The organism is Ruegeria sp. BHSA123 (assembly GCF_059613425.1).
The window spans coordinates 34,062-45,000 of record NZ_JBXWSL010000019.1 but is presented as its reverse complement, the minus strand read 5'-3'; the positions used below and the strand labels follow the sequence as shown (position 1 = coordinate 45,000).

Below are 10,939 nucleotides of genomic sequence, written 5' to 3'. Positions count from 1 at the left end.
GGGCCGAGGCCTTTACCCTTAGACCCGGCGATGAGCTGTTGTTCAAGCCCGTTTCCCGCGACGTTCTGGAACACATCAAGGCCAACAACGAGGACGGCACAGGCGGCGCAACCTGTGAGGAGATTGCACCATGAGCCTGATCGTCCACCGGATTGGCCCGGCCTGCACCATTCAGGATCAGGGGCGCACAGGCTATCTGGATCAGGGGCTGTCCCGGTCGGGGGCGGCGGACATTCTGGCCTTGCACGAAGGGGCGGCGTTGCTGGATCAAAGCCCAAAACTTGCGGCGCTGGAAATGGCCGGGATGGGAGGCGAGTTCGAGGCGACGCATAACATGCGCATCGCCCTGACTGGCGCGCGGATGCAGGCCAGCATTGATGGCAGCCCTGTGGCCTGGAACGCGTCGCACCAACTGATCGCCGGGCAAAGGCTGGTCATCGGGGCGACGCTGGCTGGAAACTATGGCTATCTGCATGTGGGCGGAGGTATCGATGCCGAGGTTTTTCTGGGGTCCCGCTCAACCCATCTGACAGCGCGGATAGGCCGGGCGCTACAGCAGGGTGACAGGCTGACCTGTGGACCGGATGCAGGCAACAGCGGGATGAAACTGGCTGCTGCCGAGCGGTTTTCGGGCGGGGTGCTGCATGTGATTGCCAGCTTTCAGACCCCTTTGTTTGATGGCGCAACACTTGAACGGTTTGCCCAAACCAATTTCCGGCGCGGCGCACGCGCCAACCGGATGGGCATGCAGCTGGACAGCGACGGCGACGGCTTTGCTGCCTCAGGCCAGCTGAATATCCTGTCCGAGGTGATCACCCCCGGCGATATCCAGATGACCGGTACTGGCGACCCGTTCATCCTGTTGCCGGAATGTCAGACCACGGGCGGGTACCCTCGTATCGCGACCGTTCTGCCATGCGATATGCCCCGCGCGGCACAGACACCCGCAGGCGGCGACATCCGGTTCGAATTTGTCAGCATGGAACAGGCAGAAGAAATGCATAAAACGTTCCTGTCAGACCTTGCGCGCCTGCCCTCAAAAGTCGAGGCGCTGGTGCGTGATCCCCATGACATACCGGACCTGTTGTCCTACCAATTGATCGGCGGAGTGATCTCTGCCACCGACTAAGGAGATGTGCCAATGCCAAGCGTCGATCTGAATGCCGATATGGGGGAAAGCTTTGGCCCCTGGAAAATGGGCGATGACAAAAGCCTTTTGAAAATCATCACCTCGGCCAACATCGCCTGTGGGTTTCATGCCGGTGATCCGGATGTGATGGCATCAACGATGAAACTGGCGGCCGAAAACGACGTCGGCATCGGCGCGCATCCCGGCTTTCCCGATCTGCAGGGATTTGGTCGGCGGAACATGAAGCTGCCCCATGACAACCTCCGCAATCTGGTCCGGTATCAGTTGGGGGCCGCAATCGGCATGGCCAACGCGGTTGGCACCAAAGTACGGCACCTGAAACTGCACGGGGCGCTGGCCAATATGTGTTCAGCCGATATCGATATGGCGCGCGCCTGTTATCAGGGCGCATTGGATGTTGATCCCGATATCATCGTCATGGTGCTGGCCGCGACAAAACAGGAAGAGGCCGTGCGTGAGCTCGGGTGCAGCTGGGTGGGCGAGATTTTTGCCGACCGTGCATATAATGACGACGGAACACTGGTTGACCGCAGCCTGCCCGGCGCCGTCATCCACGATGCCGAGGTCGCAGGCCCGCGCATCCTGAACATGGTCCGCGAAGGTGCGATCATCACCGAAAGCGGCAAGCGGCTGGAAACATCCATCGACACGATCTGCCTTCATGGAGACGGCCCGACCGCGGTTCAAATCGCTCGCTCGGTTCGCGACAACCTGATCGGGGGCGGTGTCGAGGTCACGAAATTCACCCGCTGAACATCATGCGTTAACGTCGGCAACCCAATTTCACGACTGTTGCCCGTACAGCTCTCAGCGCCTAGCATGACGGGCAAGCACATGTTCTAAAACCTACAATTTCAAACGATAGCTCGCCCCGGTCGGGGTTCCGCGCAAGGAGGTAGTCGAATGTCCTTTGATCTGATGTCCTATCAACCCCGGGGCGACAAGAAGAACTCGGACTTCTTTGCGCAATACCTTCCGAAAATCTACGAGCGCCGGACAAGTTCGGGCATCGCCGATCAGGTCGGGCCAATGCGCGCAATCTGTATGCAGATCGAAACCGACGCGCTGTTCGATACCCTCGTCGAGCTTTACGTCATGACACCCTATCGCCACACCGCCAGCTATCTGGGGCAGACCCACAAATTCTCGATCCTGCATTCGCATCCCGACTATCCCGCGCTGATCGTGATGGCCCCGCACAGCCCGGGTTTCGAAGACTTTATTCCCCGCATCAATCGCATGTACCCGCTGGCCCGCAACACACCCCAAACGCGGTATGTTGGCGAGGTTTTCGCGGCCTGTGATCTGAAGGCGCTGACCGGGACGCTTGAGGATCAGAACATCCGCTTCGAATATGCCGGAGACACCGAAAACCCGTTCTACACATTGGACGGCTTCCGGTTCACGACCCCTTCGGATTTCACCTGTAACCGGGTCGGATATTCGACACATGATTTCAACGACACAGACAGCCTGGGCCTTGGTGATCGCGTGTTGCTGAGTGACGCGGAACAAGCCCGGCTGGATCAGGCCGCCGCTTTCGGATCGGACAGCAAAATCGCGCCTTTGATGCTGGGCATTGATCATCTGGCGACGCGCGTGCTGGCGGGTGAGCGCGAGGATGCGATCCTCGAATTCCTGACCACGGTGCCCTACTATTTCTGGGGGGCCTACAACATCTTCGACATGAACTCATCAACCAACGTGAACCGCAACGCCAATGTGGATGATGACAAGAAATCCCCGGCCAAGGTTTTCACGGCCAATAACACGCCGTCCTTCGTCAACTCATTCGCCAAGCTGCCGATGCCGACCGAAGATTTTGTGCGCAATTTTGGCCGTCGCCTGCATCACATGGCAGTCGAGATCAAGGATGGCGATCATGGCGCCGGGGAAAAGAATGTCGACTTTGTCGTGAACACGCTGAAGGACAAGGGCGTGCCGTTCCTGGCGCATGTAGTGGGCGAATGCAAAGACGACCCGAACCTGAAGCAGATCTTCTCAAAACACTCGAAGAACACGCTGCTGATCACCGAATATATCGAGCGGTGTCACAAGTATGACGGGTTCTTCACCAAGGACAATGTCGCCGCCCTGACCGCCGCCGCGGGACAGGACGAGCAATATCAGCACGGTCACGTCTTCGATTAAAAAAAGGCTGCGGATGACCGCAGCCCAGACCCAACAGGAGAGAATATGCCGGACCTTATGATGGCCCGATCATGAAACAGGTGACATTGCGGGCTTGCAGGCGGCGACACGCCAGATCGGCCTGTTCCCGCGTCATGCCTTGGAATGTCGCGTCAAAGCCGCGCGAGCTCTGACTGACCTTGCGCAGACTGCCATCCAGCGTGGTCATCTCCGACAGCGCCGTTTTCAGCAGAACCTTCTCGGCCTCGTATCGTGTGGTGTAGCGGCCCACATTGACCCCCCACAGATGCCCACCGGACGAAGACAGGCGGGTAACCACTTCCTGCTCGGGCTCTGGCTGGCTGACGGGCTCGGTCGAGGCCAGCACCAGATTGTCCGGGCGCAGCGCCGGTCGGGTATCGGATGTTTCAACTGGTGGGGCGGCTGGGGTTATATCCGCTTCGGCAATCGCTGCGGCAATGCCGCTGCTGATACGGTCGCTGTTCTGGTCTGCCGATGCCGCAACCGCACTTGCAACCTGTGTCGCGGCGCTGGGGCGCCCAAGCGGGCGCAGGCTGGATTTCGGTGCGCCGCTCAGCGCTGCGACCTGGGTATCGCCCCCCAACCCGGCATTGCCCGCATAAACCGGGCGCTCAGGCTTGCGAATGGGTGCGCGCGACGGGGCAAGGCGAAACCCCAGATCCAGCAGTTCCGCAACCTTGGCGTTCCGCGACTCTCCGGATTTTCCGCCAAAGACAGTTGCGATGATACGCTCATCCTTGCGTTTGGCCGACGCCACCAGGTTGAACCCCGCCGCACGTGTGTATCCGGTCTTTATTCCGTCCGCACCCTTATAGGCTGCCAGCAGGCGGCGGTTGGTGTTGGGAACAGTCTTGATACCGGCATCCGTCGATTGGCGCGAGAACAGGTTATAATACTGCGGGTAATCGTACAGCAGATGCCGTCCCAGCGTGGTCATGTCGCGCGCGCTGGACAGGTGCCCTGCCTCAGTCAGACCATGCGCATTCTTGAAAGTTGTGCGGCTCATGCCCATCGCTTTGGCGGTTCGGGTCATGCGGCGGGCAAAGGCCGCTTCCGAGCCACTGATGGCAATGCCGATCGCCGTAGCCGCGTCATTGGCCGATTTTACCGCAGCAGCACGGATCAGATAGCGGAACGCAATCGTCTGGCCCGCGCGCAGGCCCAACTTCGACGGGGGCTCGGCCGCTGCCTTCTGGGTAATCCGAACGGGTGTATCCAGCGTGATCTCGCCGTTTCGCACCGCCTCAAACGCGATATACAGCGTCATCATCTTGGTCAGCGAGGCCGGGTGCAAGCGCGCATCCGCATTGCGTGAATGCAGCTCCTCGCCAGTTCGGGCGTCGATCACCATAGCTGCATAAGGCGCCGCCATGGACCTGAGCGGCGCAAACGCCAGCACACATAGCAACGCTATAAGGAAAAAGCCCATTCGGGCCGGAACTGTCCGCCGAATCTGCACGATCTTTGCCTCTGTCTGCCTCGCGCCGCCGGGTTTTCCCGGTCAGCAATGTTTGTTTTATTATCCCCAAGGCTATCACAGCGACCCAATGAAATAAACCGAAAGCTGAGGTTTTCGCGGTTTCGTTTCATGTCCCGGCAGAGGCTATATCTTGCGGATACAGCCATCAAGACCACCAGATGCGCGATAAAAGCGAAGCTTCGTCAGGATGCGGCTGGGTTTATGCGAAACTGAGGCGAAAAGGCAACATCACTTCAGGTCGCGCAGCAGATCGGCCAGATCGCCCAAATCTCTCAACTCGCGGAATCGGGGGCTGTCGACAGGGGCTTCGGCATGTTCCACCTCCCAAACCAGACCGTGGGGCACATAGACACCCCAGCACCCGGCCTGAATGGGGGCCACGACATCCGAGCGCATGGAATTGCCGATCATCATCGCGGCAGTCGGGCCATCACCGTGACGGTCGAATACGAACCGATAGGTTTCGGGGGTCTTTTCGGATACGATTTCGACACCATCGAACAGATCGCCCAGCCCGGACTGGGCCAGTTTGCGTTCCTGATCGATCAGGTCGCCCTTGGTGATCAGAATGACCCGGTACGCATCGGCAACACCTTCGACGGCCTCGCGGGCATGGGGCAACAGCTCGATCGGATGGGCCAACATTTCTTGCCCTGCTTCGATCAGCTGCCGGATGACCGACGCAGGAACGAGGCTTTCGGTAACTTCGATCGCAGTTTCGATCATCGACAAGACAAACCCCTTGATGCCATACCCATAGCGCTGAATGTTGCGTTTTTCAGCAGCAAGAAGTCGCTCCATCAGGTGATCACGATTGGCATGATCGGCCAAGAGTTCAGCAAAACGAGCCTGCGTCAGCTGAAAAAACCGTTCGTTATGCCAAAGGGTATCGTCCGCATCGAACCCGATTGTCGTCAGCTTGGTCGTCATCCTGTTTACGTCCGCTTGCTCTTTTCACCGGCCATGCACACGTTATATAAGCGCCAAGATAAACCCCAAGCCTGAATCGGACAGTTGCACACGATGCTTGAAATGACCTGGATGATGTCTGACAAGCCGGACGACGACAGTGACGCGTCCGTCCTGGTACAGACACGCCCAAAAACCAAGCGTCCGCCTTTATACAAGGTCCTGTTGCTGAACGACGACTATACACCGATGGAGTTTGTGGTGCATGTACTTGAACGCTTCTTCGGCATGACCCATGCACAGGCGTTCGAGATCATGCTGACCGTTCACAAGAAAGGTGTAGCCGTTGTCGGGGTTTTCAGCCACGAGATTGCCGAGACCAAAGTTGGTCAGGTGATGGATTTTGCCCGCAGGCACCAGCACCCTTTGCAATGCACAATGGAACGCGAAGAGTAAGGCCTTTGGCCTGACGTTTTCCCTTCACTCAGCCGGAATTGCCCATGTCCCCTCGTCTGGAACTTGCCTTGCAAAACGGCCTGACGCTGTCCCCCCCTCTTAGTGTGATCTGCCCCACGCCGGATCATGATCTGTCTGCTCTGGGGGAAGGTGCGCAGATTGTGCAGCCCTTCAAACCCTTTCACGACCATTTCGCCGCGCAGGGTTTTGAAACGGTGCCCGACGCAGATGGCCCCTGTCAGGACGCAATTGTCTTTCTGCCCCGCACCAAAGCACTGGCACGGTCGCTCATTCAACAGGCCTGTGCGCGGGCGAGCGGCCTGGTTGTCATCGACGGTGCCAAGACCGATGGTGTGGACAGCATATTGAAGGATGTGCGCAAGCGGGTTCCGGTCGAGGGACCGATTTCCAAAGCACATGGTAAGATTTTCTGGTTTCAGGCCGATGATCTGGCCTTTGTGGACTGGGCCGCGCAGAAACAGCAGATGGTTGGCGGATACTACACGGCACCGGGTGTGTTTTCAGCGGACGGAGTTGATCCTGCCTCGGCCCTGTTACTGAAGACCTTGCCTGACCGGCTTGGCCCCCGCGCGGCGGATCTGGGGGCGGGATGGGGATATCTGTCTGCGGAGATCCTGAAACGCGGTGGGGTAACCTCGCTGCATCTGGTCGAAGCGGACCATGCGGCGCTGACCTGCGCGCGGCTTAATGTCACCCAATCCCAGGCGCATTTTCACTGGAGCGATGCCGTATCCTGGACCGCGCCGGAGCCTATCGACACCGTTGTGATGAACCCGCCATTTCACACCTCACGCAGCGCGGATCCCGCCTTGGGGCAAGGGTTTATAACCTCCGCCGCCCGCAATCTGACACGCAACGGAACCCTTTGGATGGTCGCCAACCGGCACCTTCCCTACGAAGCTACACTGAACGAACATTTCGCTCAGGTCGGTGAAATTGCCGGCGACAACCGGTTCAAGGTATTCCAGGCCTCTCGCCCTCGGCGTTAAGGCCCGTTAACCTGCGCCCCAATTCAGGAGGATTCGGATGTCCTTTTCCATCGCTGGCAAGACAGCAATCGTAACGGGCGGGGCAAGTGGCATCGGCCTGGCCATCGGGCGGCATTTCGCGGATGCGGGCGCAAATGTCATGTTTGCCGACATAGACGAAAAACGCCTGATCGACGAACTTGGAGAACAAGCCGAAGACAGCAATATCCGATATTTTGCGGGCGATCTGCGCGAAAAGCTGACCATTGCCAACCTGTTATCTGCGACGCTGGATGCGTTCGACCAGGTGGATATTCTGGTCAACGGTGCACGGCAAGTGATCCCGTCTGATCCGCTGGATCCGGATGACGATTCGATGCGCACCCTGCTGAACCAGAACCTGATGCCCGCCTTGCGGCTCAGCCAACTGGTTGCAAAGCGCATGATCAAGCAGGCCGACGGCGATCTCGAAAACCCGGCAGGGACGATCATCAACCTGTCCTCGATCGCGGCCCGACGGACCCACCCCGATCTGATGGCCTATTCCGTCTCGACCGCAGCACTGGACCAGTTGACCCGATCTCTTGCGGTCGCGCTGGCTCCGAAGCGGATCCGCGTCAACTCGATTGCGCTGGGTTCGGTCATGAGCGCATCACTGCAATCGACCCTCAAGGACAATCGCGATTACCGCGTCGATATCGAAAAGCACACACCCCTGGCCCGTATCGCCTCGGCCACGGAACTGACGGAAACCGCGCAATATCTTGCGTCTGATGCCGCCGGTTTCGTCACCGGGCAGATCCTGACAATCGACGGTGGCCGTACCCTGCTTGACCCGGTCGCGGCCCCTGCACATTAAGACCCATGTTCAAAACAGAAAAATCTACCGCCTCCGCCTGGTTTCGCCAATTGCGCGATGACATCGTTGCAGCGTTCGAAGCCCTCGAAGACAGCCACACCAACGGGCCGTTTGCCGATGCCGCACCCGGGCGGTTCGAGGTCAAGGAAACCAAACGCCAGTCGGACGATGGGTCAGACGCGGGCGGCGGGTTGATGTCGGTCATGCGCGGCGGGCGAGTGTTTGAAAAAGTAGGTGTCAATGTCTCGACCGTCTACGGCACGCTGGGCGAACGTGCGCAACAGGCAATGGCGGCGCGCAAAGGCATCCCCGGAATGACCGAAGACCCGCGCTTCTGGGCGTCGGGGATCAGCCTTGTGGCCCATATGCAGAACCCCCATACCCCGGCGGTTCACATGAACACACGCATGTTTTGGACACCCCATGCCTGGTGGTTCGGTGGCGGCTCGGACCTCAACCCCTGCATCGAGTATCGCGAGGACACCGCGCATTTCCACGCCACGCAAAAGGCGCATCTGGACCCGCACGGACCCGCCCATTACCCGCGCCTCAAGGACTGGGCCGACGAATATTTCTACATCCCTCACCGCAAACGCGCGCGCGGCGTCGGCGGGATCTTCATGGACGACTATTGCACCGGTGACTGGCAGGCGGATTTCGCCCTGACACAGGATATTGGCAGAGCCTTTCTGCCCGCCTTCCTGCCCTTGGTTGAAAAGCGCCGCGTTCAGAACTTCTCAGAGGCGGACAAGACCACCCAACTGGTGCATCGCGGCCTTTATGCGGAATACAACCTTGTCTATGACCGGGGCACAAAATTCGGTCTGGAAACCGGGCATGACCCGGATGCCGTTCTGATGAGCTTGCCGCCGATGGCAAAATGGGTCTGACGATTAGAACGGGTCCGTGATGAAATTGTCGTAGCAGTAGTTCTGTGCCGACACCGCCGACATGTTTGCCCCGACTTTCTTGACCGTGATCGAATAGCCGGGTTTCGTATCGGCCCCCGGCGGCGGGGTCATGGAGAACTGCACTGTTCGCACGCCGGGTTCATACGCCCGCCAGATATAGATCCTCTGCGAGTTCGGAACGCCAAGTGTGCGAATGGCATAATCTCCGATCCCGCACCAATAATTGACAGGCGCGGATGATCCGACAGCCTTCACCTCGTAAACGCCGTTCGGCAAGGGCGTGATCTCGGTACGGAACTGCGGCCGGACTGACAGGCCGAACCCAACGGCCCCGGCCACCGCAGGCGCTAAAATAAATGTGGCAGCGATGAATGGCTTGAGAAAACGCATGATCCAGATATCCCAAAACAATGGCACCAATACCGATAGCATAACCACGACACCCTACGAGTAAAGTGGGGCACACCAGCTACGCGGACACAGTTATTTGGGGAATTCCCACTATTCATATCGCCGGAAACGAGTACACTACCCGAAAGCATTTATAACACATCAAACTATCGGCAATTCCGTTGACCAAGAGCTTTCCAAAAGACTGGTTCGATTTCCCGCCTGAGAAATATGCGGATCTGGGTGCGATGTTCTATCTCGCGGGGCTTACGAAAACGCACCAGAAACGTAACCTTGCGCAGGTTCTTTATGCGTTCGAAACCCCGTTTCGTCTGGGCCAATACCAGATCTTCAGACAGAATGGCTTTCCCCGCGGATTTGTCACTTTTGCCGGTCTCAGCCCCGAGGCCGAGTATCGCTATGCGGTGAAAGAAACCTTTCTGACGGACAAGGATTTTACCAGCGGGTCATCCTTTTGGATCATCGACCTTGTCGCGCCGTTTGGACAGACCAGTCAGATTGTTGATATCCTCAAGCAAGAGATCCCGCATCCGCGCGTGCGCACCAACCGAATGGACAGCGACATGACACGCAACCGGATTGTCGAATGGACGCGGGACGAAGCAGGCGAGGTTCATATGCGCCTGTACCGAAAAAAGGAATTTGAGCGGGTGTTGCAACAAGGCGAGGTCTAGTTGGTTTCAGTTCCGATCACTGGTGAATTGACCGGCGACGTGACCGGGTCCCCACCCAATGTGGCGATGGGGCAACCCACCCTGAACAACGGAAACTTCACGCCGCTGACCCAAACCTGGACGATTGCGACACCTCCTGCCAACGGCACCGCGACGATAGACCCAAATACCGGAGAGTGGACCTATACGGTCGATCCGACGTATTTCGACAGCCTCGACAATGGTGAAGTTGTCTTTGACTCCTTCTTCATCAGCGTCTCAGGGACAACGCAAACCGGTCCTGTCACACTTCCGTTTACCGGCTCTCCGGATCCGGTCGAAGTGGTCATAAGGATCGAAGGCGTCTGTTTCGCAGCTGGAACCCTGATCGAGGCTGAGGACGGTCCCCGTGCCATCGAGTCCCTGAACGTCGGGGACAAGGTGGCGACAGCCGATCACGGGTTGCAACCTGTTCGTTGGATCGAAAGCAGCACGATCCCGCCCGACCGATTGCGCACCGAACCTGCGATACGGCCCGTTCGCATCTCGGCAGGCAGTCTGGGGCCTAACACCCCCGCGCGAGACCTGCTGGTGTCTCAGCAGCACCGTATTCTGGTGAAGGGCCCCTGGGTTGAGCTGCTTTTCGGAACCGCCGAAGCGCTGGTTGCCGCCAAGCACCTGTGCCGATGGCATGGAATAGGGCTCGATACCTCGGTTGAAACGGTCGAGTATTTGCACATCCTGCTGGATCGGCACGAAATCCTTTCGGCGGATGGAGCACAAGCAGAAAGCCTGTTTCTGGGGGAAGAGGCGCTACATACACTTTCATCCGACGCGCTTCAGGAACTGGCCGCAATATTTCCCGACCGTCCCCGCTCTGGAAATCAGGGGTTTGGACGCGCCGCACGCCTTATCCTGCTGGAACACGAAGCCCGCGCACTTGCCTGAG

13 protein-coding genes (1 of these 13 running past the window's edge) are annotated in these 10,939 nt (G+C 58.5%); 10 read left to right on the top strand and 3 right to left on the bottom strand.

Annotated features, from left to right (window positions below; all coding sequences use genetic code 11):
• The 4 genes from AC2FNC_RS11875 to AC2FNC_RS11860 form a co-directional block, all read left to right on the top strand.
• Positions 1-134, top strand: partial view of a 5-oxoprolinase subunit B family protein gene (locus tag AC2FNC_RS11875; RefSeq protein WP_480475358.1) — the end only. The gene continues 616 nt to the left of window position 1, outside the view; the window shows 134 of its 750 coding nt (coding positions 617-750); its start codon lies beyond the left edge, outside the window; its stop codon occupies positions 132-134.
• Positions 131-1,129, top strand: coding sequence for a 5-oxoprolinase subunit C family protein (locus AC2FNC_RS11870; RefSeq protein WP_496715437.1), 999 nt, complete (start codon positions 131-133; stop codon positions 1,127-1,129). Before AC2FNC_RS11875 ends, AC2FNC_RS11870 begins: the two co-directional genes overlap by 4 nt.
• A gap of 12 nt (positions 1,130-1,141) precedes the next feature.
• Positions 1,142-1,903, top strand: coding sequence for a LamB/YcsF family protein (locus AC2FNC_RS11865; RefSeq protein ID WP_480625495.1), 762 nt, complete (start codon positions 1,142-1,144; stop codon positions 1,901-1,903).
• A 150-nt stretch (positions 1,904-2,053) separates the two neighbouring features.
• Positions 2,054-3,301, top strand: a complete 1,248-nt coding sequence (locus AC2FNC_RS11860) for a hypothetical protein (RefSeq protein ID WP_496715435.1) — start codon at positions 2,054-2,056, stop codon at positions 3,299-3,301.
• Positions 3,302-3,356: 55 nt separating this feature from the next.
• Here AC2FNC_RS11860 and AC2FNC_RS11855 read toward each other — a convergent pair whose 3' ends face one another.
• Together AC2FNC_RS11855 and AC2FNC_RS11850 are read right to left on the bottom strand one after the other, a co-directional pair.
• Positions 3,357-4,751, bottom strand: coding sequence for a D-alanyl-D-alanine carboxypeptidase family protein (locus AC2FNC_RS11855; RefSeq protein WP_480475350.1), 1,395 nt, complete (start codon positions 4,749-4,751; stop codon positions 3,357-3,359).
• Positions 4,752-5,030: 279 nt separating this feature from the next.
• Positions 5,031-5,732 (bottom strand): HAD family hydrolase, encoded by a 702-nt coding sequence (locus tag AC2FNC_RS11850; protein ID WP_480518624.1) that lies wholly within the window; start codon positions 5,730-5,732, stop codon positions 5,031-5,033.
• Between the two features lie 93 nt (positions 5,733-5,825).
• Between AC2FNC_RS11850 and clpS the strand changes: the two genes are divergently transcribed.
• From clpS to hemF, 4 genes are read left to right on the top strand one after another with little or no spacing between them, the layout of a single operon-like run.
• On the top strand, positions 5,826-6,167 hold the full coding sequence (gene clpS / locus AC2FNC_RS11845; protein ID WP_480475346.1) for an ATP-dependent Clp protease adapter ClpS: 342 nt from the start codon (positions 5,826-5,828) through the stop codon (positions 6,165-6,167).
• Between the two features lie 44 nt (positions 6,168-6,211).
• On the top strand, positions 6,212-7,177 hold the full coding sequence (locus tag AC2FNC_RS11840) for a class I SAM-dependent methyltransferase (protein WP_496715433.1): 966 nt from the start codon (positions 6,212-6,214) through the stop codon (positions 7,175-7,177).
• 37 nt (positions 7,178-7,214) lie between these two features.
• Complete coding sequence (locus AC2FNC_RS11835) at positions 7,215-8,015, top strand: SDR family NAD(P)-dependent oxidoreductase (protein WP_480475342.1); 801 nt, start codon at positions 7,215-7,217, stop codon at positions 8,013-8,015.
• 5 nt (positions 8,016-8,020) lie between these two features.
• On the top strand, positions 8,021-8,905 hold the full coding sequence (hemF, locus tag AC2FNC_RS11830) for an oxygen-dependent coproporphyrinogen oxidase (protein WP_480495567.1): 885 nt from the start codon (positions 8,021-8,023) through the stop codon (positions 8,903-8,905).
• A 3-nt stretch (positions 8,906-8,908) separates the two neighbouring features.
• Here hemF and AC2FNC_RS11825 read toward each other — a convergent pair whose 3' ends face one another.
• Positions 8,909-9,316 carry a hypothetical protein gene (locus AC2FNC_RS11825; protein ID WP_480495565.1) on the bottom strand — a complete coding sequence of 136 codons (408 nt, stop codon included), beginning with the start codon at positions 9,314-9,316 and terminating at the stop codon, positions 8,909-8,911.
• 182 nt (positions 9,317-9,498) lie between these two features.
• Between AC2FNC_RS11825 and AC2FNC_RS11820 the strand changes: the two genes are divergently transcribed.
• Together AC2FNC_RS11820 and AC2FNC_RS11815 are read left to right on the top strand one after the other, a co-directional pair.
• Positions 9,499-10,011, top strand: a complete 513-nt coding sequence (locus tag AC2FNC_RS11820; protein ID WP_480518620.1) for a toxin-activating lysine-acyltransferase — start codon at positions 9,499-9,501, stop codon at positions 10,009-10,011.
• The gene (locus AC2FNC_RS11815; protein WP_496715431.1) at positions 10,012-10,938 is read left to right on the top strand and encodes a Hint domain-containing protein; all 927 of its coding nucleotides are present in this window, start codon (positions 10,012-10,014) and stop codon (positions 10,936-10,938) included.
• Position 10,939: the final 1 nt, after the last annotated feature.

Excerpts from the sequence above, each read along its gene's own strand:
- clpS (WP_480475346.1), top strand. The coding sequence starts at position 5,826 with ATGCTTGAAATGACCTGGATGATGTCTGACAAGCCGGACGACGACAGT.
- AC2FNC_RS11855 (WP_480475350.1), bottom strand. The coding sequence starts at position 4,751 with ATGGGCTTTTTCCTTATAGCGTTGCTATGTGTGCTGGCGTTTGCGCCG.
- AC2FNC_RS11835 (WP_480475342.1), top strand. The coding sequence starts at position 7,215 with ATGTCCTTTTCCATCGCTGGCAAGACAGCAATCGTAACGGGCGGGGCA.
- AC2FNC_RS11840 (WP_496715433.1), top strand. The coding sequence starts at position 6,212 with ATGTCCCCTCGTCTGGAACTTGCCTTGCAAAACGGCCTGACGCTGTCC.
- AC2FNC_RS11825 (WP_480495565.1), bottom strand. The coding sequence starts at position 9,316 with ATGCGTTTTCTCAAGCCATTCATCGCTGCCACATTTATTTTAGCGCCT.
- AC2FNC_RS11870 (WP_496715437.1), top strand. The coding sequence starts at position 131 with ATGAGCCTGATCGTCCACCGGATTGGCCCGGCCTGCACCATTCAGGAT.
- AC2FNC_RS11860 (WP_496715435.1), top strand. The coding sequence starts at position 2,054 with ATGTCCTTTGATCTGATGTCCTATCAACCCCGGGGCGACAAGAAGAAC.
- hemF (WP_480495567.1), top strand. The coding sequence starts at position 8,021 with ATGTTCAAAACAGAAAAATCTACCGCCTCCGCCTGGTTTCGCCAATTG.
- AC2FNC_RS11865 (WP_480625495.1), top strand. The coding sequence starts at position 1,142 with ATGCCAAGCGTCGATCTGAATGCCGATATGGGGGAAAGCTTTGGCCCC.
- AC2FNC_RS11850 (WP_480518624.1), bottom strand. The coding sequence starts at position 5,732 with ATGACGACCAAGCTGACGACAATCGGGTTCGATGCGGACGATACCCTT.